Annotated in this window: 17 protein-coding genes; 5 read left to right on the top strand and 12 right to left on the bottom strand. The window is 61.2% G+C overall.

The window, feature by feature from the left end:
• Window positions 1-326 precede the first annotated feature (326 nt).
• From A9Q02_RS20720 to A9Q02_RS20700, 5 genes are all read left to right on the top strand, one after another.
• Window positions 327-1,016: a hypothetical protein gene (locus tag A9Q02_RS20720; RefSeq protein WP_097654983.1), complete on the top strand. Its 690-nt coding sequence runs from the start codon at window positions 327-329 to the stop codon at window positions 1,014-1,016.
• Window positions 1,017-2,747: an McrB family protein gene (locus A9Q02_RS20715; protein ID WP_097654982.1), complete on the top strand. Its 1,731-nt coding sequence runs from the start codon at window positions 1,017-1,019 to the stop codon at window positions 2,745-2,747.
• Window positions 2,748-2,817: 70 nt separating this feature from the next.
• Window positions 2,818-3,534 (top strand): diacylglycerol/polyprenol kinase family protein, encoded by a 717-nt coding sequence (locus A9Q02_RS20710; protein WP_097654981.1) that lies wholly within the window; start codon window positions 2,818-2,820, stop codon window positions 3,532-3,534.
• Window positions 3,535-3,548: 14 nt separating this feature from the next.
• Entirely contained in the window at window positions 3,549-3,932 is a 384-nt protein-coding gene (locus A9Q02_RS20705; RefSeq protein ID WP_097654980.1) for an STAS domain-containing protein, read from the top strand.
• Window positions 3,919-4,323 carry an anti-sigma regulatory factor gene (locus A9Q02_RS20700; protein ID WP_097654979.1) on the top strand — a complete coding sequence of 135 codons (405 nt, stop codon included), beginning with the start codon at window positions 3,919-3,921 and terminating at the stop codon, window positions 4,321-4,323. The genes A9Q02_RS20705 and A9Q02_RS20700 overlap by 14 nt, the downstream gene beginning before the upstream one ends.
• 57 nt (window positions 4,324-4,380) lie before the next feature.
• On the opposite strand, the gene A9Q02_RS20695 is transcribed toward A9Q02_RS20700, so the two are convergent.
• From A9Q02_RS20695 to A9Q02_RS20640, 12 genes are all read right to left on the bottom strand, one after another.
• Window positions 4,381-6,525 carry a hypothetical protein gene (locus A9Q02_RS20695; RefSeq protein ID WP_097654978.1) on the bottom strand — a complete coding sequence of 715 codons (2,145 nt, stop codon included), beginning with the start codon at window positions 6,523-6,525 and terminating at the stop codon, window positions 4,381-4,383.
• A 29-nt stretch (window positions 6,526-6,554) separates the two neighbouring features.
• On the bottom strand, window positions 6,555-7,778 hold the full coding sequence (locus A9Q02_RS20690; protein ID WP_097654977.1) for a glycosyltransferase family 4 protein: 1,224 nt from the start codon (window positions 7,776-7,778) through the stop codon (window positions 6,555-6,557).
• 7 nt (window positions 7,779-7,785) lie between these two features.
• A complete protein-coding gene (locus A9Q02_RS20685; RefSeq protein WP_097654976.1) occupies window positions 7,786-8,601 on the bottom strand; it encodes a GDSL-type esterase/lipase family protein in 816 nt (271 codons plus the stop codon).
• A gap of 12 nt (window positions 8,602-8,613) precedes the next feature.
• Window positions 8,614-9,723 (bottom strand): glycosyltransferase family 4 protein, encoded by a 1,110-nt coding sequence (locus A9Q02_RS20680; protein WP_097654975.1) that lies wholly within the window; start codon window positions 9,721-9,723, stop codon window positions 8,614-8,616.
• A 3-nt stretch (window positions 9,724-9,726) separates the two neighbouring features.
• On the bottom strand, window positions 9,727-12,030 hold the full coding sequence (locus A9Q02_RS20675; RefSeq protein ID WP_097654974.1) for a glycosyltransferase family 39 protein: 2,304 nt from the start codon (window positions 12,028-12,030) through the stop codon (window positions 9,727-9,729).
• The gene (locus A9Q02_RS20670; protein ID WP_097654973.1) at window positions 12,031-14,226 is read right to left on the bottom strand and encodes a hypothetical protein; all 2,196 of its coding nucleotides are present in this window, start codon (window positions 14,224-14,226) and stop codon (window positions 12,031-12,033) included.
• A gap of 84 nt (window positions 14,227-14,310) precedes the next feature.
• Complete coding sequence (locus tag A9Q02_RS20665; protein ID WP_097654972.1) at window positions 14,311-15,966, bottom strand: lipopolysaccharide biosynthesis protein; 1,656 nt, start codon at window positions 15,964-15,966, stop codon at window positions 14,311-14,313.
• A gap of 4 nt (window positions 15,967-15,970) precedes the next feature.
• The gene (locus tag A9Q02_RS20660; RefSeq protein ID WP_097654971.1) at window positions 15,971-16,801 is read right to left on the bottom strand and encodes a class I SAM-dependent methyltransferase; all 831 of its coding nucleotides are present in this window, start codon (window positions 16,799-16,801) and stop codon (window positions 15,971-15,973) included.
• A 76-nt stretch (window positions 16,802-16,877) separates the two neighbouring features.
• A complete protein-coding gene (locus A9Q02_RS20655) occupies window positions 16,878-18,986 on the bottom strand; it encodes a hypothetical protein (protein WP_097654970.1) in 2,109 nt (702 codons plus the stop codon).
• 176 nt (window positions 18,987-19,162) lie between these two features.
• Window positions 19,163-20,668 carry a DUF2079 domain-containing protein gene (locus A9Q02_RS20650; protein WP_172451228.1) on the bottom strand — a complete coding sequence of 502 codons (1,506 nt, stop codon included), beginning with the start codon at window positions 20,666-20,668 and terminating at the stop codon, window positions 19,163-19,165.
• A gap of 25 nt (window positions 20,669-20,693) precedes the next feature.
• Entirely contained in the window at window positions 20,694-22,877 is a 2,184-nt protein-coding gene (locus tag A9Q02_RS20645) for a glycosyltransferase family 39 protein (protein WP_172451226.1), read from the bottom strand.
• An 8-nt stretch (window positions 22,878-22,885) separates the two neighbouring features.
• Window positions 22,886-25,324 (bottom strand): hypothetical protein, encoded by a 2,439-nt coding sequence (locus A9Q02_RS20640; protein WP_141509093.1) that lies wholly within the window; start codon window positions 25,322-25,324, stop codon window positions 22,886-22,888.
• Between the last annotated feature and the right edge of the window lie 287 nt (window positions 25,325-25,611).

Here is a 25,611-nt window from a genome sequence, read left to right as displayed (position 1 = left end):
CAACGATCCTCTCGTACCGCCCTGCATGCAACGGTTTTTTGGGAGCATGGTGTCCAAAGGTAGTCTAGCACATAGGGGGGCATGGCGGCGGGGCACGGCGGTGCCGGTTGGGGCACGGCGGTGCCGTGCCCGTACGGGGGGCGCGGCCGGGGGCATGGCGGCGGGCCGGTGGGGGCACGGCGGCACCGTGCCCGTACGGGGGCACGGCGGGGGCACGGGCAAGCCGTGCCCGTACGGGGGGCACGGCGCCGCCGTGCCCGTACTTTAATGCCCATGGCAACCGTTCCCCGTGTATAATAGGAGGTATACAAGAGAAGGAATGCTCCATGTTGACGTATGAGAATTTTGTGGCGGTGTTGCTCGGGGCGATTGAACGATCGGGGCTGAACATCGCGTATACTCAAGAATTGATCGATACCCACGCTCTGGGGCGTAGTTTGAGTATTACCTGTTTGCCCGATGGGGTCGAAGATGATCAAGGCCCCGAAGAACCCTCTCTGCGGGCAGTGGTGGCTTTTCGCTGGTCTCCTGAGTTTACGGTCTTTTCGTTGCGTGGTGCCGATTCGCTTGATGATATCGAGCGTTTTGTCGATGAGCGCCTCTTTGCCCGGTCGCGTACGGGGCCGTCGCTTGATGTTGAGGTGATCTATTACCTGCCGCTGACACCGCTGCAACAGCGTGATGTCGCTGCCCTACCGTTGCTCGCTCATTCGGTCCAGGAGTTGCACGGGACGCTGGTTGAAGAGCACGAGGTGATGCGTGTTGATGGGGTGCTGGCCTTTGATGTCGATGGCATGGCTCGGGTGCAGGGTGTTTCGGCGCTGCGGATCTGGAGCCTTGATGATGCGCTTTATGATGTAGAGTTGCTCGCGCTGACGTTTGAGGAGTTGTGTACTGAGTTGCACGCGATGCTTGAGTTGCTCTATGCGCAGTTTGGTCCACCTGAGGGGAGTGAGCCGCAAAGCTTCGACTCGTTTGGCTCTGATCGCCGCTATTTCAAGCCTCCTACGGCTTAGATGAGTAGTCTGTTTCCTCGCGAGGCGCTGGTTTCGCTGCGTACCGATGGGGTCGCTGACCGCTGGGTTGCCGTGCAGACGTTGCTGCATCCGGTGCTTGCAGCGCTTGCCGAGCAGATCGCTGCGGTCGCGGCGCAACGCCATCCACGCTTTTGGCCGCTCTATGAGGTGAGTTTTAAGAGCCAGCGCTATCTCCATCGTGGTCGTGGCCGCCGCGATGCGATCAGTGATTACTGGGTGGCCTTTGATCGTCCGCCGCGAGGCGCTGGGGTGCTGCTGGCGGTGAGTGGTGTCGAAGAGGCGATCCTGGTGGGGTTGCAGCTTTGGCGGGTGCGTAAGCCCGATCTTGCGCGAGTCTGGGAGACCGGGCGGGCGGTCTGGTTGCCCCTGGTTGAGCGTGTTGCGCACGAGGGCCAGGCTCGTTTTGCGCCTGGCCCGACTGATCTCGGGCTTGCCGTGCCCGATGGTGAACCTGCACCGCTCTGGCTTGAACGCTATCTTGTATCCCGCCGCGCCAATTATCTCTGGGCCGGGTTTGTCTATCCCTGGGGCATGATGCCGGACGATCTTGCCCAGCGTCTGACGGATGATGTGCTGGCACTGGTCTTGCTCAATGAAGCGGTGATGGAACAGGCCGAGACGCACGCCCCAACCGGGGTGTTGCGCGTGCGTGAAATACGGCAACCGTATTTGCCGCAGGGTTTGCCCCCGATCGAGGTGATCGCTGAACGGGTGCGCCAGGATGGCTTTGCACTGGATGATGTGACCTTGCGGGCGTATCATATTGCGTTGCAGACACGCCCGCTGGTGATTCTGCCCGGGATCAGTGGTACGGGCAAAACGCGTCTGACCCGCCGCTATGCCGATGCGGTCTATGGTCTGGGTGATGGGCAGCCGAACCCCTATTACCTGCTTGTTGCTGTGCAACCTGACTGGCATAATGCCCGCGATCTGCTGGGGTACTATAATGCGCTGACCGGCCAGTACCACGCGACCCCGTTTCTTCGCTTTCTCTTGCAGGCTGCCGCCGATCCGCAACAGTTCTACTATGTCTGCCTCGATGAATTCAACCTGGCCCGTCCCGAATATTATCTGGCCCCGATCCTATCGGCGATGGAGACCGTGGAAGGCCTGTTTGACCTGGGGGCACCAGTTGACGAGGTGGCACTGGTGGGCGGCGGGGTGGTGCGCAATCCTGTGCGCTTGCCGACGAATCTGCGCCTGATTGGTACGGTCAATGTTGATGAGAGCACCTTTGCGCTGAGCGATAAGGTGCTCGACCGGGCGAATGTGATCGAATTGACCGAAGTTGATCTTGACCGGTTTCGTGCGACCTACCCCGCCTCGCTAGATGATCAACTCTGGGCGTTGCTGGTCGCAGTGCAGCGCATCCTCGCCGACGCGGGCCAACCCGTAGGCTATCGCACCCTGGCGGCGATGCTCCAGTTTGTGACGCAGGCGAGCGGAACCTTGTCGGTGCCGCAGGCGTTTGACCTGCAACTCAAACAGAAAATCTTGCCGCGCCTGCGGGGCGAAGATAGCCCCCGGTTGCGGCGGGCGCTGACCGAACTCTTGAGTTTCTGCCTTGGGCTTGAGGCTGTTCAGTGGGGGCGCGCCAACCGGATTACCCCTGCGCAACTGGCGGCGGCCCTCTATCCGGCGAGTGCCAGCAAACTACAGCGCATGCTCGAACGCCTTGATCAGGATGGGTTTACTGATTTTTATAGCTGATTTTGACGTGTGGCGTTGAAGGCAGTATGATTGCGGCAGGCGCAACCTTCCTTTTGCAGGGTAGACTCGTATGACCACACGTGATTGGATTGCTTTAGGTGTCTCGTATGTATACGCCGGGGGGCTTCTCTTTCTTGCCGAGGCGGTGCGCCGTTGGCGCGGGTATCCGCAAGACTTCACCCGCAAGATCGTTCATATTGGTGCCGGGATGTGGGTCTTTGGGGTACTCGCCCTTTTTGACACCTGGTATATCGGTATCATTCCGTTTGCTACGTTCATTTTCATTAACTATATTCTATGGCGCTACAAAGTGCTTGGTGCGATGGATGCCGAGGATAGTACCCCCGGTACGGTCTATTTTGCCCTGGCAATCACGATCCTCTTTGTCGCTTTTTGGCGAACCGATTCGCCATCTGACCGTGGTTATATTGCCGCCGCTGGCACGATGGCGATGACCTGGGGTGACTCGATGGCCTCGTTGCTCGGGCGGCGTTTTGGCCGTCATAAGTATACGGTCTTGGGGAGTACGCGTTCGTTCGAGGGGTCGGCAGCGATGCTGGTGGCGAGTACGCTTGCGATGTTCCTGACCCTCTTGCTTGTCCCTGGCTCGGCGCTGTCGCCCTTAAGTGCGCCCCTCGGTGCAGGCATGGCCTTGACTGCCGCGTTTGCGGGGGCATTGGTGGCAACGGTTGCGGAAGCCGTTTCCCCCGCCGGAACCGACAATCTGAGTGTGCCTCTGCTCGCCGGGGCGATGATCTTTCTCGTGCTTGTCTTGTCGGGCATGTAACAAGGGAGTTGCAGTTGGATAGCCTGCGCATACCGATCCTCAAAATTGGGGACATCCTGATCGCCTCCATTCAGGTTTCGTTGCATGATGCCTCGGCGGTGCAGTTCAAAGATGATCTGTTGCAGAAGATCTATGATACGCGGGCACGCGGGGTGATCATTGACTTGACGGCGCTGGATGTGGTTGACAGTTTCATTGGCCGCCTAATTGCCGACATTGCCGCGATGGCAGGTCTGATGGGGACACGCGTCGTGCTCACCGGGTTGCAACCGGCAGTGGCGATTACCCTGGTTGAGTTAGGTCTTGAGTTGCCACGTGTACTGACAGCCCTGAACCTTGAGAAGGGGCTGAGTATGATGCAGCGCCTGACTGAGGAGAGCGACGATGGCCCAGCCTAAGACGGCGGTCGTCCGCAGCGATCTTGATATTGTCATTGCGCGTACGATGGCGCGTGATCTGGCCAAGGCGATGAGCTTTGGTGCCATTGATCAGGCGCGGATTGCAACTGCGGTGAGTGAACTCGCCCGTAATATCTTTCTCTATGCCGGTACTGGGAAGGTCACAGTCAAAGAGATTGATAAGGGTGGGCGAAAAGGTATTGAAATTGTCTGTGAAGACCAGGGGCCCGGGATCCCTGATGTCGATCTGGTGATGCAGGATGGCTATAGTACCTCACGCGGGATGGGCATGGGTCTCCCTGGTGCGCGCCGCTTGATGGATGAGTTTGAACTGAAGTCCCAGGAGGGCGTCGGGACAAAGATTACATGCCGTAAGTGGAAAAGTTCATAGTCTACGCGCGAGGGCCAGCGTATGCTGGCCCTCGCGCACGAACCGGCGTGGATGGCTTTAGCGGCACGGGGCATGTGTGCCCGGCGGGAGAACGGGGAGCACTGGGACGAAGGGCTTCCCTTCTGTGGTGGTGGCGAGGGTGAGCCGACTCACTGCGAGGCTGATGGTGCGCCCTTCGGGGGCGAGGGCCGGGTTGCTCTGCAGTTCGAGGGTGGTTGTGCCGGGTGGCAGCAGAACCTGAACGACGCGATAGGCCCCTGTCGGAATACCGGTGCTCGCGATGGGGTGCCCATCAAGCTCTAGGGTAAGGGGGCGGTCTTCCCCATACGCGGTGGCTTCGAACCGCGCAAGCACCGGGGTGCTCCAGGCTGCCAGCATGCCGAGCCGCGCGCTTGCGCCCATCCAACGCCAGATGCGCTGGGCGTCGCCTTCGGGTGCAAACCAGTCTTCGTTGTGTGGGTAGAGTCCCGGATGGGCGTAGGTCGGGTCGATCCGGTAGAAGCGTAGGTGTTCGTCGGCGTCGATGAGGCTGATGCCTGGTACGTCGAGGCTGCTGCCGAGCAGTGCGGCGTCGCTGACGCTGAGGCCTTGCGCTTCGAGGGTGGCGTAGGTGAGGCCAAGCGCCGCCAGGTCGCCGGCCAGGTTTGCGGTGAAGATGTCGGCGCTGAGCGGCGTGCGGTGCCAGACGCTGGCAAGGGCCGAGACGTGCTGCGCTGGCCGATAGTCGGGGGTGCGCGCGAGGTAGCCCCCGGCGAGCGGGCGACCGTGACAGATCTGGTTGAGCATTTGCTGGCTGGCGTTGGTGCGTACCGGTAGTTCGATGATCGCCCCCGGTACCGGCTCGGCCTGCAGCAGTTCGGCGTACCGTGGGTCGCTGCGGAGCGGTAAGATTGCCCACGGGGCGACCAGGTATTCGACGATGATCAGGCCGACAATAAGGATCGGGGCGACGAGGCCTCGCCCGCGTTGCATCAGGAGTTGCAACCCAAGCCCGGTGATGAGCGCGATGGGCAAGAGCGCTAGCGCCACAAAGAGGCTCGGACGGCTCGCGTTGCGAAAGGGCGTGACCAGGTCGAGCAGCAGGAACGGCAGCGGGAGGCCGGTCTGCCAGTCACTGACTTTGAGTTCGGGGCCGAGCGAGAGGATGAGCAGGACGATGGCCAAGACGAGCCACGGCCACGTCTGTTGCCACGCTTTGACCAACGCGTAGAGCATCAGGCCGAGCACGCCAAGGCCAAAGGTGGCCCCGATCTCCACGCCAATCGGGTGCCACGCCTCAAGGGTTTGGCTGGCCCACGTGCCCCAGAGCGGGTGCAGCATATTGAGCGGGATCAGGTCAACCAGCGCCATGCTGTGAAAGACCTGCACCTCGTACCAGTTGCGTACCGTGTTGGCCCCGAGGCGGTCGAGCGGCCAGACATAGAGTAGCAAGGTGGCGGCCCAGATGGCCGCGATGCCAATCGCAACGGCGAGTCGCCGCCAGCGTGTTGTCCAGTCGCGGGTCAGGATCAGCACAAGGCCAACATGGAAGAGCGAATAGACGGCGCTGAAGAGGCCGTAGTATTGCGCCGAGAGCGTCGTGAGCAGCAGCGCGCCAGCGGCGGCCAGCGTTGCCGTGACCGTCTGGCGTTCGAGTGCGTGCATGAGCATCAGCACATAGACCGGCAACCACTGCATGGCGATCAGTTCCATCGATCCGCCGAGAATGCGTTGCAGGTGGTACGGCGAGGCGATAACGACAAACCCGGCGAGCAGCGCCGGTAGCACGTTGAGCCCACCGGCCCGTGCGAGCCGGTAACTGGCGTAGCCCCCGATCGCAAACGAGAGCAGCGTCACCGTATTGAAGCCGGCAACGGGCCCGAAGCCGGCAATGATCGGCCAGACCATCACCGCACTGGGCATACTCACCGGTTGCCAGAAGAGATCGACACTCTGCGGAAAGAAGAGATAGCTGGTCAAAAAGAGCGGCCAGCGCTGGCTGATGGCGGTATAGCCCCACCAGAGGTTCCAGATGCCCTGACCTGAATCGACGGGTACGCCGCCCTTCTGGATCACGCCATGCCCCCACGAGAGCACCATCGGCCAGGTGAAGATCACGCCGACCAGCAGAAAGCCGAGCAACACACCGAGCCGTCTGAGCAACGGTTCAGCAGGTGCTACTGCGGTGAGGGGCAGGGTCGTGGATGTTGTCTCACGGGCCAACGTGATCTCCTCAATTTGCAATCCAAAAGCTACGATCTGAAATGGGATAACTGCTCATACAAATGTTCAAGATTGGCGGCGAGCAGGTCGTCGCCATAGCGGGCCAGCGCCTCGCGGCGGCCCTCGGTGGCGAGCCGACGCCCAAGATCTGGGTCGCGTAACAGGCGGATGATCGCCGCTGCCAGCGCCTCGACATCGCCGTATGGCGTGAGCAAGCCGGTGCGTTCGTGGCTGATCACCTCATTGCAGGCGACGACATCGGTGGTAATCACCGGGGCCTCGGCGAGCAAGGCTTCGATCAATGGAATGCCAAAGCCTTCGTAGCGACTCGGTGCAACAACAACGGCGGCTTCGCGCAGCAGGCGCAGCTTCTCGGCTTCGCTGACGCGGCCACGCACATCGAGGTGCGCGGTGACGCCACCGGCCTCGGCGAGGCGCCGCAGTTCGGCGGCCCCGGCCTGGTTGTGGCTCACCATAATACACCGTACATCCGGGATGGCCTGCACGACCGTCGGCAAGGCGCGGACGAGCAGATCAAAGCCTTTGCGGGGCACGAGTTGCCCAATGAAGAGGATGGTCGGGTGCGTGGTCTTTGCTGCTGGTGCTGTGTTGGCAAGCAGATCGGCGTAGAGCTTGAAATCGAGCGCGTTGGGCAGCACGCTGATCTTTGCGGCCTCGACGCCGAGCTTGGTCAGCAGGTCGCGTTCGCCGTGCGAGAGCGCGACGGTGTGGTCAACGTGCAACAGCGGCGCGTGAATGAAGTAGTTGCGGAACGCCCGTCGTGGGTAGGCCCCTCGCGCCAGGGATCTGAGCAGGCGTTGCGGCGTGGTGAGCAGGTTCTCGTAGCGTAACGGCGCTTCGAGCGGGCGTTCGCGGTCGACCACGAGATCGCCGTCGTGCAACAGGCCATGCACCGTCAGCACCGTCGGAATACCGAGACGCCGCGCTGCCAATACGGTCTGATAGCCGAGCAGGCTGCGCAGATGGTGCAGATGGATGACATCAGGGCGCGTCTCGGCCAGCAAGCGCAAGAGGGCCGTTGGCGCAACAAAGCCGAGCGTTGGCGCACGATGCACCGGGATGCCCCCGTCGAGCCAGTCGCAACGCGGTGTCTGGCCGGGATAGCGCCGGTCGTGATACTCGTGCGCGACAACGGTATGGCCGCGCCTGAGTAGTGCCCGCGCCTGGATCTGCTCGGGCCGACTGGGAAACGCCGGGTCAAAGCCGTAGGTTGTGACGATCAGAATACGCATAAAGTGTCTACTCAAAGCCCGAGGCACGCCAGGCTGTTTCGGCGAGCCGGGCCTGGCCGCGGGCGCTCAGGTGAAAATAGTCGACGGGCGACACATCGGCGGCAGTCAACTCGCTCGCAAAGACGACGCCGTTATCGTAGCGACACCGGGGTGTGCTGGCGCAGACCTCGCCGAGCACCGCGTTGTACTCGGCGACGCGTTGGCGCACCCGCTCGCGTCGGGCGACATCCTCGGGCGCCTCCGAGCGCGGCGCGGCCAGGGCCGACGGACAGATGGCAAAGGTCTCCCACACTAGGAGGGCACGACGGTCATTGCGAAAGAGGGGCAGCAGACGAGTCGGATCAGGGATGCTCATCACCAGGAGGCTCGTCTGGGGCGACTGCTCGCCGAGTTGCGTGAGCGCCGTGGCGAACTGGGTGCGAAACGTCGCGACGGGCGTCATCGCCGCTTCGCTGGAGGCACAGGCATCATTGCCGCCCATCATCACCGTCACATACTCGACCTCCAGGGCCGACGCAATGGACAACTGAGTTGGCAGATCGGCCATGCGTGCCCCGACGCGGGCCAGGTTATAGACATTGCCGGCCAAGGCCGGGTTGCGCGTGGCAAGGCGGAGCGCCACACTATTCACCGAAGGATGGCCGCCAGTCGCCCAGGCATAGGCCGTATTATCGCCAAAATAACGCGGCCCTGCCCCAAAGCCCTGGCTCAGCGAATCGCCTGTCGCGGCAAGTGAATTGGGGAGTTGCGGTTGCGCCTGTACCGCAACCGGAAGTTGCGCCAGGATGAGAAAGACGATGATGATCAAGAAAAATTTAGACAATGGTCTGTTCCTTCAGATCTTCCGATACACGTTCTCGACGCGATCCGTCACGGCGGACCAGGCAAACTGGGCGGCCCATGCCGGGGCTGCGACGGCCATCGCCGTGCGGCGAGCCGGGTTGTCGAGCAGGCTCTGCACGGCGACGGCGAGTGCCTCGGGGTTGCGAGGGGTGACGAGCAAGCCGGTGCGGCCTTCGTCCACCACTTCGGGAAAGCCCCCGAAACGCGAGGCGACCACGGGCAATCCGCACGCCTGCGCTTCGACGAGCCCGATGCCAAAGGTTTCGCTGGCGTGACTGGTTGCCACCAGCAGGTCCACGCTGCGGTAGAGTTGGGGCAAGGTCTGGCGTTCGAGGGCACCGAGGAAATGGACGCGGGCCTGGAGCTTCAGTTCGTGGGCCAGGTCTTCGAGGGCATGGCGTTCTTCGCCATCGCCGGCGATCAGCAGATGGGCCGTGGGTATCTGCACGAGCGCACGGATCGCGGTGCCGACGCCTTTCCAGGGTTGCAGGCGCCCGACAAAAAGCAGCAGCGCTGCCCCGGATGGCAGACCGAGGCGCTCGCGCAGGGATGGATCGGCTGGTCCTGGCTGAAAGAGGTTCAGGTCAATGCCGTTGAAGATCACCTCGGGCATCTGCGCATACCGGCGGGCCACCGTCTCGGCATTGAAGCGCGAACACGAGACCGCCCCGTCGAGGTGACGGGCCAGCAGGCGGTCGCCCCGATAGAAATCTTCGCCGTGACAGCCAAGCAAGACCTTTGCCCCGCTGAAGCGCCGGGCAAGCAGGGCTGGCCCCATGTCGTACGGTTTCTGCAGGTGAATGATGTCGTAGCCGCCCCGGATCAGTTCGGGCAGCGCGGCCACGGCCATACTCAAGCGCTCGAGCAGCTTCGCCTCGGCATAGGCCCGTCGCAACGGTGGCAAGGCCTGAAACCAGGCGCGGGGCACAAAAGGAAAGGTCAACACACGCACCCCCGGCGCAGGCTCGCGGCGCGAACCAACGCCCCCAATGATCGTCACCGCGTGCCCGCGCTGCGCCAGTTCGCGGGCAAGATCCCAGACAAAGCTCTCGACCCCACCGAATTTTGTGGTCGTGGTTAAATTATAGAGCGCAATTCGCATTGTTTACCACGCTGTATTCAAAAGCATCTTGATCACGGCTCCCTGAGCAAAAAAGAGCAAGGGAAAGAGCCACGCGCGCCACTGGCGTTGACGGGCCTCGCCTTGCAGCGCATAGTGGGCCAGCACGACCGCTAGCAACGGATAGGTAAAGCCCCAGATCCGTTCGACTTCGCGGTTGAAGAGCCCGCCGACCCACATGCCAAGCACGCAAAACGCTGTGCTGAGCAAAACCAGATCGAACGGGTTCAGCGGCTCGCGCCCCTGAAGGCGTCGGCTGCCTGCGATGATCAGCGCCGCAAAAGCCCCCATGCCCCACGGAGCCAGGTACCAGAAATAGGGGCCGATGTTTGCGCCAAGATACTTGACATAAAAAGCGAAGTTCGGTGGCAAGAACGCCTGCTCCACGGGACCTTCGATCAGCTGTTTGCCGACCACGGGCGCATTGATCGCCGTCGCCTCACGCGAGGCTTCGATGATGTTAAAGCCTGAGACGAGGTAGATCAACAGATAAAAACTGACCAGCACCACCCCGGCGAGCGCACTCTGGCGGAGCATATGCCGCACAAGTGGCCCAAGGGAGGGTCGTCCCTCGGCGTGCCAGGCGCGTATCAGGCTCAGGATCACCGCAGCGACGCCGAAAAAGAAGAGCTGCGTGGCGACATACGAGAAGAAGACCCCGAGCGCCGCGAGGCCGCCGGCCAGCAACGCCATCCACGGCTTGGCGTTGCGCTCGAGCGCAAAGAAGAAAGCCACCGCCGTCAATGCATTCAACGCATTGAAGACGCCGTCCATCGAGGTGACGCTGTAGACGAGGTGCCCCGGCATGGCTACATAGATCGCCCCGGCAACCAGCGCCAGCCGTGGCCCCCCGAGCTTCCAGCCAAGCCAGAGCGCTGCAGCGGCGCTCAGCGCACTCAAGATGATCGCCAGCCAGCTCGTTGCCACCGCACCTGGCCCGAAGATCTGCTCGACTCCCCAGAGCAACAGCACGCTCCCTGGGGGATGGTTGCTATTGTGGAGGGCCATGTCCGGCGCTTCTTCCACATAACGCCCGAGAAAGCCAATGGGATCACCGGTGACCCGCCAGGTATCCTGCTGATAGTCGTACTCGCTGTCGCGAAAGACCTCATAGAGCGAGTCGTGCCCGAGCACCGTCACTTCGAGGGCAACAGGTATCAGCACGGCCCCCAGCATCACCAGCGCTGCCCCGAGGCGAGCCATCCGTGCGCCTTGCAGCGAGAGGCGCATCACCAGCCAGAGCCAGCCAACAAAGAGCAGCGTCGGCAGGATCACCAGCCATGTCCAGTAGGGGTCGGGATAGACGCCGGCCTTGAGCGGCCAGACGCTATGGTGTCCATTGGCGCGTTGCACCAGATTGATCCCGCCCACGAGCATGATGCTCCAGAACGTCATGCCAAGCAGATCACGTTGTAGCAGCGTCATTGGCGGCGCATACCGGGCCAGGGCCTTGCGTCCGACGAGCCCAGCGACACCGCCGAGCAAGCCGAGGGCCACCGGCACTTGCATGCGTACCACGCCCGGCCCGGCAGGGACAAGCCCGATTGCTACGGCCTTCCCATAGGCAACGATCCCACCAGCGACGATCACCCCGGCGACCCAGGCGGGCGTGCGTAACAAGCGCATCAGCCAGAAGGCGGCCAACGCGAGCGCCAGGTTGACGATGATCTGACTGAGGGCAGGCGTCACCGGCCCGGCCATCGGCAGATGGATGCCGGTAAAGCGAAAGAATTGCACGCCCAGGGTACGATTATTGTTTGGATCGACCACCGTGGGACTCTCAATGGTCAGGCAGAGATCCGCGCCTGCTTGCTGGTCGCCGCCGGTGAGCAGCGTATAGTGGCGCGGTTGCGGAGGAAGCGCAATCGTCACGCCAGGGCCAGTGCCAGGGCGCAGCGTTGCGGTTTCGATCCCCAGGGGCAACGCATAGGCCCCCGAGATCTGCGTTGTGACCAGACTCCGCGCTGCGCTGCCAGCATGAGGCACACAGACCTCACCGGCGCCATCGGTCCAGCGAAAAATGCCCGCCTCGCTCTCCTCAAGGTTCTGGATGCCATCGTAGAGCCCCGGTGTACTGGAGATCGCCGGAATCCGCATGGGCGTATCGGTCTGAAAGCCGGCCCACGAAAGCAGGATGACCAGCACCACCAGGCCAGCCTGGATCAGCAGGGTCGCCAGGTTGATGCGAAGCTTGCCCTGCGTAGCGGCCTGCGCCTGATGCGACGCGGTGGTCTGGGTGCCGGTGAGATCGGCGGGTGGTGTGCGGCGCTCCTCAGAAAGAGACTCCATTTATGGCGTACTCCTGAACATCAGATCAACCTCTTCTGCCTGAACCGTTCCGCTCGTTGCACTTCGCAAGACAACCTCAGTCTTGCCTGCCTCAAGGTCAAGCGGTACCTGCACCGTCTGGCGCCCCGCTTCGAGTGGGATTGTCGTGAGCGTTGTTGCGCCGATCGTAACTTGAAGACTCTCGGCGGCAGGTATGGTCAGGGTCAGCGTCAGCGTTACCTGACGCGGCTTGGCACTATAGATCACGATCGTCGCAGCATCTGCTTGCATTGTCCGCACGATCTGCGTACCGTCTTCCTCGGGTGCCTCCCAGCCCTCACCGATGCCAAGAAAGGGCAACGGATCGCTCGGTGGCACAACGCGATAGGTCAGCACGGCCCCGGCTGGTTCCTGATCGCCGAGCGTTAGCGGGCGGAGCAAGCCCGAGGCACTGCGGGCATCAGAGGCAACAAAGGTCGCCCCCTCGCGGCGTGGCTCGGCCCCGCCTGCCGCCGCCTGGGCAACTTCTTGCATCGGCGTAAATTGCAGCGCCCCGCCTGCGGAATGGATCATGACATATCGAATGTCAAAGTAATCAAAGAGGCTGGCAGCAATCGTCGGCATATCTTGCGCAATGATATCCGGGGCCGGCTCGGCATAGGCGAACATTCGGATCAGCGGCAACTCCTCCAGAATGGTATACGGCATCCGCCGCGATGTATAGCCTCCGACCAGCGGTTTTTCGTGGATGATCTGGTAGAGCATATAAAACGGGCTGGTTGTATAGTAAAACGGAGCCTCAAGAAGCGCAAAGTCATCTGGATCGGCGGCCAGTTCGTGATAGATGCTGGGAATATAGATGCCAACGATCGGAAAGGGCACCGTCAGATTATCGATCACCAGCAGCACGATCAGGGCCGGAACCAAAATCCACGCCGCAATCCCTGCCCGTCGTTGCGCTTTGCGCGGTTCGCTGTTCGCCGTCGTGGCACCGTGCCTGCCCGTCAAGAGCCAGAGCGTGCCATAGGCGGCGAGCATCGCCAGCGCCAGCACGGCCAGCACCACAAAGCGGATCGGGTAGCGAAAGATGCCGACCAGCGGCAATTCAAAGAGGAGCGTGGCGGGCATCGGGATACCGCTTTGCCAGCCCGCAACCTGGAGCACTGGCCCCAGCGCGAGCGTGATAAAGAGCACCATGCTCACCAACCAGAAAAGACTCTCGCGCCCGCGCAGCCCGAGCAAGCCGAGGATCAACGCGATCACGCCCAGATACGCGGTCTTATTCTGGATATGGGTGTTGGCCTTGTACACCTGGGCTTGCTCGGCCAGACTACCCCAGACCGGGTGGATCTGGCTGGGAATGACAAGGTCGGCCAGGTCGAGCGACTGTTCGCGGCGAAAATCGGGGCCGCCTTCGGTCGCCGCGGTGGGTGTAACTGCCGCAACGCGGGCCGTCGCGATAATCAGGGGCGAGGTGAGCACCAGGGCAACGACCACCGCCCCAACAAGAGGCAGGATCGTGCTGATCCGCCCCATAACGCCATTTGCCTTGGACTGAGCTTGCATCTGGCTGGTACCTGGGGCAAAGAGCATCCAGAGCGCGTACCAACCTGCCCAGATCAGGGCAAAGAGAAAATATTGCCAATCGGCGAGCATATTCAGCGCCAGCGCTGCCCCGGCCAACACGATCATCACCAGCGAGGGCCTGCGGTAGGCGTAGCGCAACATCAGCACCGCCAGCGGCAACGGCCATGCCGCCGTCATATGCGTATGCCCACCGAGCACCTGCGCAAGCAAATAGCCACTGGTCGCAAAAACAACCCCGCCAATCAACGCCGCCCGACGATCACCAGTCACATCCTCGGCGAGCAGATACGCAAAAAAACCACTCAGCGTCAGATTCAGCAGGATGGCAAAATTATAGGCCGCCGTCAAGCCAAAGAAAAAATGGACTGGTAAACTAGTGAGAAAATTGATCGGATTGAGTGTTTGCAGTAACAAACTCGTACCCTGGGGATGGTAGAGCATCGGGGTGAAATAGGGATTGACCCCTTCGAGCAGGGCGGTACGCAACCACCACATATTCCACATATTCTGCCAGCTATCAAACGCATTGCCTGGCACAGCGGCGGTGACATAAGCCGCAAGGGGCCAGGTCAGTAGGATCGCCAGCCCAGCATAGAGCAAAAGCGCTATCAACCTCCATATCAGTCTCATAACAATAGACTCCTACGCAGTATGCCCAGGGTTATGGCCCTACGCGCTGCTGTGCATCGCGTAAACCCTGCCAGATGAACACCTCTACAACACACGCAGCAACCACCGCTTGAGTGGCAGGCGCGTCTGCTCAAGCTGACGGCGATCCTGCGGGTCGAGCCCGCCGGTGAGCCGTAACACAACCGCAAACAGGGCGGCCCCGGCCACGACCACTGCCAGCACCCAGAGCCCCAGCCAGAGCCGGGTGGCAATGGTTGCATCGTCTGCGGGGATCGGCAGCCAGTCACGCATCAACAGCAGCCCTGCGCCCATCGCCCCGGTCGCCAGGCTCACTCGCAGCGTGAAATTCCACGGCCAGCGCAGCCCCAGCAAACGGTAGCCACTCGCCGTCGCCCAGAAGCCCGCCGCAACCCGGGCGCTGCCAAAGGCCAGCGCCACCCCGGTGATGCCCAGGATCGGCGGCAACCAGAGCGCCATTGGCACAATGACGATCAGGGTCAACAGGCGTGACATAATAATAATGCCCAGTTTTTCATGCACAATCAGTGCATTATGTGCCGTCGTCAGCAGACACTCAAGAAAGAGACACGGCACAAGCACCCAGACAATCGGGGCTGCGTCGAGGTATTGGGGCGACAGTACTTTCAGCGCCGGTGCAGTTAAGAGCACGAGTCCCACGCCACCCGGTACCATCAGCAACACCTGGAGCCGTACGAGCGACTGGTAGGCTCCATTCACCGTTCCGCCCTCGCCGGCACGAACACGGGTAAAGAGGGGCACCTGCACGCCGACCATCGGCGTGTAGAGATAACTCAGCGCCATGCGTACCAACGAGGTTCCCGCCCAGAGCAGGGCGACATCGCTGACATCTTGCGCCAGAAAGATCGCAAAGCCGGCCCCTGCCACAAAGTCGGTAATCGTCATTAAAAACGATACCCCCGAGTAACGGACAAACCCTGCCGGCAAGGCAGCACGCAAGCTCACTGGTTCGCGTGTGCCGCCTGCAGCCTCTGGCCGTACGCGATCTTCCTCACGCCAGAGCGCAACGACGCGCCACAGCCCGCTGATGACCACCAGGGTCGGTGCAATCAGCATCGCCAGCAACACCCCCAGGATATCCCAGCCGGCCAGGAGTGCGGCGGCACTCAGGAGGGGCGGCAACAGTCGTGCCGCCAGATCAATGCTATTCCAGGCCCGTTGGCGAAAAAAGCTCGCCAGGTAGGCCATGAGCATATCGTAGCAGACCCCGAGAAAGAGCAACACCACGACAGCAACAATAATCAGAACGCTATGATTGGTCAGAAAGTCTAGGGCTGCCGTCTGTGCGCTGCTGTCGAGGCGCGTATCATTTGTCACTTGATCCTGCAGAAAGCCCAGGTACGGCCCACTCATCACGATCAGGCCACCGCTAAAGAGCAGAAGCAAGGCCATCTGGGCCGCAAAAACGATCGTCAGTAGGCGCAAGACCGCCCGTGTACCACCGGCCTGCATCGTCTCGGGAATATACTTTGGCAGGGCGCGTGACGTGCCAAGATCAATCGCCGTCCCTGCGCCATTATTCGTATTGCTAATCAAGGCCAGCAAGCCAAAACTTGCTGGCGAGAGAATATTCAGCTTGAGCAGGTTGGTCACCACTTCGGCAATCATGCGTACCGGCACAAAAAGCGTATTCCAGAAGACCGCATTCGAGACGCGGCTCGCCAGGGAGGGTGGTTTGCTGGTGACAGGATCCGAGGCCATACGCTTAGTCTACCTTTGTGAGGGCAAGTTCAAACATGCCCACATACCAGCGCCGTTGCGCCCGATACGCCACCCCTTCGAGCCCGACCGCCCGCAGCGCCGTCCGCACCGTTCGTCGCGACGCCTTCCGGCTTACAAACGTACCGGCCTTCAATTGCGCCTCGCGCAGATCATGGACGCGAAAACCATAACGCTTGCAGAGACGTACAAATTCATTGTAATGAAAATAGTGCATCGCGGACAGGCGCTGCATATCGCGGAACGCTGCGCCTTGCTTGCTGCGCCCGCGCCAGGCAATGATCCGCTCGGCAACCGGGCGCGGCAACCAGTTGATGCCGGCCAGATGATAGTGCGGATCGATCCAGGCACGCCGGTTGATTGCCGTCAGCAGAACCGTGCCGCCGGGGCGCAGCACTCGCGCCAGTTCACCGAGCACCCGGTACGGATCTTGCACATGCTCGAGCACATCCCACGCCGTCACGGCCTCAAAATGGGCCTCAGGGAACGGTAGCGTCTCGCCGGCTGCGTTGAGCACCGGCACATGCAGGTCATAGCGGGCTGCACGCAACGCGATAATTTGGCAATAGGCCGGATTATATTCACAGGCCGTCACCTGCGCCCCTTCACGCGCCGCCGCCACCGCAAATCCGCCCATCCCGGCCCCAAGATCAAGCAGACGCAACCCGGCGAGCGGGCCGACCGTATCGCGCAGCATCGCCAGCCGCTCGTCCTGATACTGCTCTTGATGAAGCCGTCGCTCACGCCATTGCGCATAATCGCGTCGCCACTGCATATGCGTCAACCACGGCTCGATGGCTGTCTCAAGTTCTTGCATAGCCCCATCCCCCGCTTCTCGTGTTGAGGGCGCGCCTGCCCCCATCCCCCGCGTGGAGTGAGGGGTCGCAGACCCCTCACTCCACGCGAAAATCATACACCGCCATGCCCAGTTCCCGTGGTGTCCCTTCTTCGGGGGTCACGCTGGTGCGTAGTTCAAATTCATGCATTCCTGCTGGTACCTGGATGGTAAACTGATAGTCGCGCCTTTCACGGTACAGCGCAAAAGACGCGAGCATCTTTTCACCATTGATGGCCCACAACTCTACTTGCTGGCCGTCACTTCGCCCTTCAGCCCGCATCGTCAGGGTCAGCGTGGCCTCCTCATTCGTTGGGTTGACCAGAAAAAACTCGGCCACGCCCTTACTCCAACGCCACTGGTAGGCTTCGTTTTGCTCGAAGTCGTGCCATCCTTCACCCAGAAAGACAAAGGGTGCGCAGCGATCCTGGTGCAACGGCAGTTCGTAGGCCCGAAACCGTCCATCATCATACCACGGTGTCAGGTCTCCCCCGAGACGCGCCATCACCGCCCGCGCCCGGTCTTCGCCACCTTCACGCGTCAGCGCTGGCTCGATCACGACATACCGTAGTTGATAGTAGCACTGCATCGCTGCCAGCGCATCGGCATCGAGGCGGATGATATCAGCTTTCGGCAAGACCAGCATCCGCCCGAGGTGTTCGGGCAATGGGCTGTAGAGCAGCGTTGGGTAATAGGGCGGACGCGCCACGTAGCCGCGCAGGATCGGTTGCCCATGCACAATCTGGTTGATCAGCGTGCGGCTGTTCGTATTATTCTCAATCGGCAGATCCACCACGACACCCGGTTCCCGTGCGGCGATCTGCGCGTAGACCTCGGCCCGTTCCATGGTCATGGTCGTGCGGATCGGCGGCAAGAGTTCGACAAAAGCGAGCACGCCAATGACGGCCAGCACGATCCCAAAGGTACGTGGGCGCATCCGTTCACGCATGCGCGCCACCGCGAGTGCCGCAAAGATCGTGAAGACCATGATCGTCAGCACCCCAAACAGATTCGGTCGGCGTGCGGTGGAAAGGCCGGGGAGCGCCTGAAGCAGTTGGTACGGCATCGGGATGCCCGTCTCGTTCCCGAGAATGTAGAGGATCGGGCCCATCGCAAAGAGCCAGGCGACCACCGCGACGACAATCAGCCGCCAGTGCTGGCGGCCATACCAGAAGATGCCCAGCAAACCCAGCGCCGAGAGAACCCATCCCGCTGCGGTGTACGAACCTTCGACCATGCCGTAGGGGGCCATCTCGACCAGGAATTGCTCGGCTTGCATTGACCAGAAGGGATGGCGTCCCGATGGAAAAAAGAGCCCCAGCAGATCCGCCGAATAGCCCTGGGTATAGAGTGCCCAGAGATCCAGGGGCAGGTTTGGGTCGCTCAGTTCGTTGCGCAGCATCAGGATCAAAGGGAGCGTGATTAGCAGGGCCAGGCCCCCAAAGAAGCCATACCGCATCATCACACCCAGCGGCTGCTCGGCGCGGATCAGGCTCACCACGGCCCATACCATCCCAAAGAGCACGGTCACCAGCGCCCAGTACCAGTCGGTATAGAGCACCGCCCCGAAGGCGAGCGCCGTGATCGGAACGAACCACCAACTCGTCTTGCGACTGAGGTAGATCAGCGCAACTACTGCGAACACAAGCCATTGCATCGTCACAAAATTGAGTTGCCCCGAGTCGAGTTTGGCGACATGAAACGGGCTTGCCGTCAGCAGCACGCCAGCCACAAATGGCCCGAGCACTCCTGGCGCAAACGCCCGCGCCAGCAGAAAGCCGGCGTATCCCGTCAGCATCATCGCCACGATCGCCGTCACATTATAGGCCGCTACCGGCCCGAGCGTCAGCGTCACCGGGACAGCCGTCAAGACTGCCACCGGATTGATCGTCTGCAGCACCATCTGCAAACCCTCGGGATAGTAGAGCAGCGGGGTAAAAAAGGGATTTATCCCATGCTGAACCGCATACCCCGTCCACCAGAAGTTCCAGATATTCTGCGGTGCATCGGGTGTCTTGATATAAAAATAGAGGTTGTTGCCCGCCGTGAAATAGTGGCTCGGCAGCGCCAGAATCGCCGGCCAGGTCAACCACAGCGCCAAGACAGCATACGCGGCGAGGATGCCAAGATGTGTGCGCAGGCGCAGTCGTGTCGGTGCTACTTCCATCGTTCCCTCATTAGTCTGTCAACTAAATTTTCTGGCATCCCTGGGAGCGAGGGCGTCCCGCCCTTGAACGCCCCCGAGGGCGAGACGCCCTCGCTCCCAGGCTACGCACAGCCACTTGTCGCACATGTGGCATCCAGATATGTTCTCAACACCCCTTGCGTCTTTGCGCCTTTGCGTCAAAACCGGAGATGCCGAAACAAGATCAAATCATCCTCTTCGTGAACAACCTCCCAGTTGGGGTCATTCCGCAACCGCCCGACAATATCGTTGCCCTGGGCGGCTTGCTCTCGCAGACCCGCCGCCCGCAGATCGAGAAACGCATACTCGGCAGCCTCGATCGGGTGGTGCATCTGCCCACCCGGGATGAAATAAATCTCTTCGCGGGGCAACAGGTGTGGGGCCAGGAACGAGGTCGCGGCAACCGTCGCCTCCGGCGGGAACATGGCCTTCATCGCTTCCATCAAGGCGACGCGCTCGGGCTGTTCGGGGTTGCGCACCGCCGAAATGACCGGGTTTTTCAGGGGCAGGTTGATCAGGCCGACCAGCAGCACCATGCCGATGAGCAACGCCGGTGCCCAGCTTTGTACCCGCTTGCCCTGCCAGCGCTGGGCCTGCTCAAAGAGCCACGCTGCGCCGTAAATGGCCGCAATGATCATGCCAGGAACAACAAGAATCTGGTACTGTTCGGTGATCACATATTGGTAAATCCGATTCGAGAGCAGGTTGATGCCGAAGATCGGGGCGGCGAGCAAGAGCTCGCGTGGCGCAAAGAGTGGCAAAAAGAGCAACCCCGCAAACATCAGCACCAGATACTCGATTTTGGCCGGTTCAAAGAGAAAGAAAAAGACCTCCACCGGGTGCGTAACGATGTTGAGCAGGATATTGGGAATGCCACTCCCCAGGTGCAGGTAGTAACACGCCTGCGGGCTGACCCCGCACGGCCACATGTCGTTGTAGTCGCGGTTCAGATCAAACGGAACCTCGACTTTTTCTGGGATAAAGCCCTCATTATAAAACTGTGGCGTGATATACGTAATAGCAACATAAAAATAGATCAGCCCGGCAAGCATGGGCACCAGCGCATAGGTCCACGGCATGCGGCGTAGCACGGCATACATGCCAAAGGCGACCACCACCAGCGCGGCGTCGGTGCGCGTCAACATCGCCAACCCGAGCATCAGCAGGTACGGCCAGAGGTGCTGCCGCGTCAGGAACCAGAACGCCCAGATAAGCAAGACAAGCCCGGGGATGCGCGGCTGAAAGGGCGCAGCCATGCCCATAAATTGCGTCGTTGGGTAGAGCAGATAGACTGCCGCGAAGGCCACCCCCGCCCACGCATTGCTCAGGCGGTCACGGGCAATCAGATAGACCGGAATGGCCGCCGAGACCAGCAAGAGGCTTTGCACGACGATCAGGGTGTAGGCCGACGGCACCACGGCATAGAAGGGAAGCGCCGGCAGAAAGCCCAAGGCGACATCAAGCCCCATGAATGTATCAGTGAAATTATACCGTGAGACAAGTAAAAAATGGCCCTGCGTCGTACCCCAGATCGGCATGTGAAAATCTACCATGTCGAACCCGTGGCCCCAGTACGAATATTTATAAGCGCCTGCTCCAATCAGTGCGGCACTCACCAGCGCCATCAGCACGATCAGCACGATGCTTGGTTGTTTGCTCTTCATGCTCTCTTTCTGCCCCATCATCAGCTTACCGCGCCTCTACCAATAATACCTGAACCCCAACTGCCCACGGTGCTTGCTCAAGGTCGAGCAGGCTCGTCGGGCTGCTGAGTGTTACTTCTCCGATCATTTCTTCCTCGCACGTCGCTGGATCTGGCGCAAGGCTCACCACCTGGAGGCTGCCGTCGAGACGCACATTCTGACGTTCCCCATCAGGGTGCAACGCAACCTCCACTGTTCGGCCAACTGGCCCGCGCAGGCTCACCTCAACCGGGTTGCAGCCATGCGCAAGGCGTACCGACGCTTCCCCAAGGGTCCAGCGGCCCTCCTCGAGATCAAAGGTGGCCGGCGCAAATCCGCGGTAATGCCCAAAGGCCGCAGGTGCGCCTGGCACGACGCGGTTAGTCGCTGGCGTACGCTGGGCGTGCCACGCCCACACATAGAGATCATTGTTGTTGCGTCCGTAGCTCGCGATGCGCGTCAGTGACGCCTCGGCATCCGTGAGCCGGTCGTCGAGCACGGCGATCCATGCCCGCATCGCATGCGCATAGAGGCTCCGATCTTCGAGGGCGACGGCGGCGAGAAAGTGGGTTTCAGCCTTTGCCAGGTCGCCCCGCTCAAACGCAAAGTCGCCCAGGGCGATCTGACGGTTGGCGTTGGTTGGATTGGTTTCAGCCGCCTGTAGCAATGCCATTTCTGCCGCAGCCCAATCGCCCTGTGCTAGGGCGGCCCGCGCTGGCCACGCCGCACGCTCGCCCTGCGCCCAGGTGACGTAACGTGTGCTGAAGATCAGGGCGAAAAAGATGAGCCAGCCGATCACGACGACCGCCAGCCGCCAGCGCCGTTCGCTTGGGGCCATGATCTGCTGCGTTGCTCGCCCCGCAAAAGGCAACAGCGCGGCATACGCGGCAAACGGCAGAAAAACGCTGATCAGCGGTAACCGCAAGCGATGATGCGCAACGGTGATCGCCGAGAGAGTTACTCCATAGGCAAACCAGGTCATCAGCGGGACGCTGCGCCGCCAGTGTGGCGCAAAGGCCAGCCCGACGATCCCGGCGAGCATCATAAAGATGTACTGCGCATCGGCGATCAGGCTCAGCCAGCGCGGATTTTCGCCGGCACTCAGGGCGATCTGCTCGTCCTGCGGGCTGATCGTGACCACATCGCCCACAAAGAAGCTTCGCGATTGCAACAAAAAGAGGGAGGCAAGCTTGAGGCGCGTGCGCAATGCAAACCAGGCCGGATCTTCTTGGATCCGTTCGACCGTCAACGCAACCGCAATCTTCTGTCGGTCGGCCAGGTTTGGTTCCGCAAAGATCAGGGCTTCACCCGCCTCGCGATCGTCTTCGCCCCGCACCATGCCGTACCACATGCTAATGCCGCCATTGGTATCGGCCAGGATCAGTCGCTCGTGGACAAGGTAGTTGCGCAGCGCCCACGGTCCGATGATCAGCGCGGCCCCAAGCACCAGCATCACGGCCACGGCCCACCGTTGGCCGGCCCGCACGCGCACCCCGATCACGCCAATCAGCCATTGCCAGCCTGCTCGATCCGCGAGTTGGGCCTCCTCGCTCTTCACCAGTGGGGTCAATACCAGGGGCATCATCGCCGCCAGGGGAACGAAATAGAGTGCTGTAGCGCGGGTCAGTGCCGCAAGCCCAAAGATGATCCCGCCAGCGAGGGCGAGCCAGAGGCGTGGCTTTTCGATCAGATGCACCATCACCGTCAGCGCCATGGTCATCAGGATCACAAACAACGCCTCGGCAAAGAGCACGCTGCCAAAGCTTGCCAGGGGCACAAAACTCGCCGCAAACAGGCCGCTCAGCAACGCAACATCGCGCCGTTGAAAGAGCGCCTGGCCCAGCGCCACAAACGCGAGCACGCCAACGCCCGACAGAATCGCCTGCCCAAGCAATGCTTGCGCTACATCAAGCCCACCGACGGCAAAGAGTCCTGCCAGCAGCACCGGATAGACCGGTGGGCGTAGCCATTTGCCGGTATCGTGATAGCCGCCCTGCAGCAGATGCACCGCCGCCCGATAGTACTCCTCGGGGTCGCCCGGCTGCACCGCCCCACTCGTCGCCTGCCAACTCCAGAACCAGACGCGCAACGCGACGGCCAGGGCGACGATGCCAAGCACCGCCAGCCCGTACCAAGGTGTCATGTGTCGTGTGGCTGTGACCGCCTCCTTGCCGCCCGCCGTCTGCTGCATACGTCTCATCAGCTTAAGGGCGAAATTGCAATGCGGAAGAACCACTGGTCAAGCGCCGCCACCGCACTGACAAGATAGATCATCACAATCATGATCTGCGCCCAACGCCCCCGTTGCCAGTAGCGCCCAGCATAGACGGCCCAACAGATCGCGATGATCGGCAGAATATAGAAGAGTTGCTTGTCCACCATCGAAATGCGATAGCCAGCCAGCATAAAGACAACCGACACCGAGAACCAGGCCGCCAGGAAGACTCCCGCAAGTGGGCGTTTCCAGAGATGCAGGAACCCTGGGATCGTAAAGAGCAACGGGAAGGCCAACCCATAGAAGAGGTAGCGCCCCGGCCAGATGCGATAATCAAAAGCCTGGAAGAACGACCACATATAAAGGTGGAAAGGTGCCCGTTCAACCCCGACACTGCTGGCCCCCTGGGTAAAGACCGTCGCAAAATAGGGCACACTTCGCTCGATAATCGGCAGGATATACTGCCCATAATAGACGACGATCACCACCAGGATCGCCACCCCGCTTGCCTGCCAGATCGGCTTGATCCGCGTCCGCAGGGCTGCCCACTCGACACCCTTTGGTGCTGCGGCCAGCAACATCAGCGTGAGCAGCACCAGAAACACCCCCATAAAGACCGCTGTCACCGTATAGATCAGGAACGTCACGGTCAGCATCAGGCTAAAGATGACCATCGGCCCGCGCTCGTGGATCCGCTCCCAGGCACACACCAGGAAGGTTGTTGCCATCAGGGTCATCCAGAGCCCAAAGGTCGTCGGCACATTGCCCCAGGCATGCAAGAGAAACGCAACGGGCATCACCGCATACATCGCTGCCGCAAAGACGACATTGCGTGCGCTGAGCCCAAAGCGCCAGCCGAGCAGGCCGATCATAATGATGCGCGTGCTATCAGCCAACGCACTCAACATATTGATCGACAACGGCATTGGCCACGGCAACAGGCCAAGCGGCGCCGCAAAGATATGGAAATAGGGTGAATAGGGGATAATCGGGCGATTCTCACCCCATTCCGCCGTCGGCATCGTGCTCTCGTTAAGTGGACTATTGAGGCCATAGAGTAGCGGCAACTGGCCTTCGAGGATCCAGCGGGCGCGTTCCATATGCCACTGCACATCAACCGCGACAAAATAGGGGTAGAGCATGCCGCCCGCTTTGAACCAGTAGCTCACAAAAAAGATCAGCAGCAGCGCACTCGTCAGAGGTGCCGGCGTGAAGCGCCCGCGCTCCTCGTGCTCACGCGTCTCAATTGCCCCGATCGCAGCAAAGAACCAATTCGTCAACGGGATCAGCGCCAGCGCCAGCACGATGCTCCAGATCGCCAGGCCCGCCAGGCGGGGCAGAAAGAAACTGGTCGGGAAGCGGTAGAACGCCAACGCCCATGCTCCAACCAGCAGAGCGAGCAACGCACCAATCAGGGGCACCAGATCGCCCCACCGGTGCAGCGAGGCACGGGCCATGACCCTCGTTGTCTCACCGACACGCAGCATGCTCAGCGCACCATAGACCCCGAGCACCATTGTCAACATGTAGAAGGTAGTGGCCCAGGGAGGCACCGCACTCCGGATCACACCCGTTCCGGCTGCCGGGGCAACCACAACTCGTGAGATCAGCACCCCGAGCTCACGTGGATCATTATAGACATTGGCTTGAAGCGCCAGTTCAAGATCACCATTGCCCATCAGACTCCCGGGAATATGCAGATGGATCATCCGCTCTTCGCCCCGGTCGGGAATGGCAACCATCGGCACCCCATTCACCAGCAACTTTGCCTCAACCGGCTGCTGGTTTGGATGGGCGGCAATCAGTCGGATATGGGCTGTCCAGGCTCCCCTACCCAACCCTGGCATCACAATCTGGCTCTCGCCCTGTGACCAGCGATAGGTTCGCGCCGGTGCAATCGTCAAGGTGCCAACCAGATCCGTAGGTGGTTCAGGATCACCCACAAGTGGTGACACCGTCTGGATCGTGACCGTCTCGGCCTCAAGCAGATCAGGTGTCAGCTTCGCCACCAGCGTCCGCTCACTCAGGCGCGGCATCTCCACCCGGATGCCATCAACGGCAATTGCCACCTGGCGCAAGGCCCGATCGGGCTGATCGGGGCTAGCCTCAAACGTCGCAATCCAGACCCCATCGCGTCGCCCAGGGATCGCCAACTCACGCTCGCCGGCAGGCCAGGCAAACTGTTCACTCGCCCCACTCGCATCTATTTCGCGCCCGTTAAAATCCTGCAGAAACGCCATATCACGGGTACTACCGAGATCGATGACCACGGTGGGCCGTGCCGTATACGCCAGCATCAAGAGCACGATCGTCAACACGATCAGCAGGATATAAGGGCGCAGATCGCCAACCCGTGGCACAGTCAAGGCCGCGCCCCTACTCGCTCGCTCAGAGATGGTACCCGATGCGGTAGATCTCGCCATACGCTAACTCTTACTCCGTAGGAGGCGCGAAGCACCCGCTCCTGCCGTATCCTGAGGCTGCCCCGTGCCGTGCGGGCGGGTGCTTCGCCCCAACACACGTGCTCAATGCAATTGCGTCGTTGCTCAACAAGCCAACGCAACGACAAGACACTTGATTGTACCAGAAATGCCAAGGCCCGCAACCCTTAAAGAGGGTCACCACAGGGCTGATGCAAAGATACTGCTGGCAAACCTCGACTCAGCGCCGCGCTACGCTTTTTGGCTCGTCGGATGTCGAAAAATCGCGT

Source organism: Candidatus Chloroploca asiatica, assembly GCF_002532075.1.
GTDB lineage: Bacteria > Chloroflexota > Chloroflexia > Chloroflexales > Chloroflexaceae > Chloroploca > Chloroploca asiatica.
The sequence above is the reverse complement of the archived record's forward strand: the minus strand, read 5'-3'. Positions and strand labels throughout refer to the sequence as shown.

What these genes read in the sequence shown, in the direction of transcription:
- A9Q02_RS20670 (WP_097654973.1), bottom strand. Translation starts at nt 14,226, where the DNA reads ATGAGACTGATATGGAGGTTGATAGCGCTTTTGCTCTATGCTGGGCTG.
- A9Q02_RS20645 (WP_172451226.1), bottom strand. Translation starts at nt 22,877, where the DNA reads ATGCAGCAGACGGCGGGCGGCAAGGAGGCGGTCACAGCCACACGACAC.
- A9Q02_RS20680 (WP_097654975.1), bottom strand. Translation starts at nt 9,723, where the DNA reads ATGCGAATTGCGCTCTATAATTTAACCACGACCACAAAATTCGGTGGG.
- A9Q02_RS20720 (WP_097654983.1), top strand. Translation starts at nt 327, where the DNA reads ATGTTGACGTATGAGAATTTTGTGGCGGTGTTGCTCGGGGCGATTGAA.
- A9Q02_RS20700 (WP_097654979.1), top strand. Translation starts at nt 3,919, where the DNA reads ATGGCCCAGCCTAAGACGGCGGTCGTCCGCAGCGATCTTGATATTGTC.
- A9Q02_RS20650 (WP_172451228.1), bottom strand. Translation starts at nt 20,668, where the DNA reads ATGAAGAGCAAACAACCAAGCATCGTGCTGATCGTGCTGATGGCGCTG.
- A9Q02_RS20655 (WP_097654970.1), bottom strand. Translation starts at nt 18,986, where the DNA reads ATGGAAGTAGCACCGACACGACTGCGCCTGCGCACACATCTTGGCATC.
- A9Q02_RS20690 (WP_097654977.1), bottom strand. Translation starts at nt 7,778, where the DNA reads ATGCGTATTCTGATCGTCACAACCTACGGCTTTGACCCGGCGTTTCCC.
- A9Q02_RS20640 (WP_141509093.1), bottom strand. Translation starts at nt 25,324, where the DNA reads ATGGCGAGATCTACCGCATCGGGTACCATCTCTGAGCGAGCGAGTAGG.
- A9Q02_RS20660 (WP_097654971.1), bottom strand. Translation starts at nt 16,801, where the DNA reads ATGCAAGAACTTGAGACAGCCATCGAGCCGTGGTTGACGCATATGCAG.
- A9Q02_RS20665 (WP_097654972.1), bottom strand. Translation starts at nt 15,966, where the DNA reads ATGGCCTCGGATCCTGTCACCAGCAAACCACCCTCCCTGGCGAGCCGC.
- A9Q02_RS20710 (WP_097654981.1), top strand. Translation starts at nt 2,818, where the DNA reads ATGACCACACGTGATTGGATTGCTTTAGGTGTCTCGTATGTATACGCC.
- A9Q02_RS20675 (WP_097654974.1), bottom strand. Translation starts at nt 12,030, where the DNA reads ATGGAGTCTCTTTCTGAGGAGCGCCGCACACCACCCGCCGATCTCACC.
- A9Q02_RS20715 (WP_097654982.1), top strand. Translation starts at nt 1,017, where the DNA reads ATGAGTAGTCTGTTTCCTCGCGAGGCGCTGGTTTCGCTGCGTACCGAT.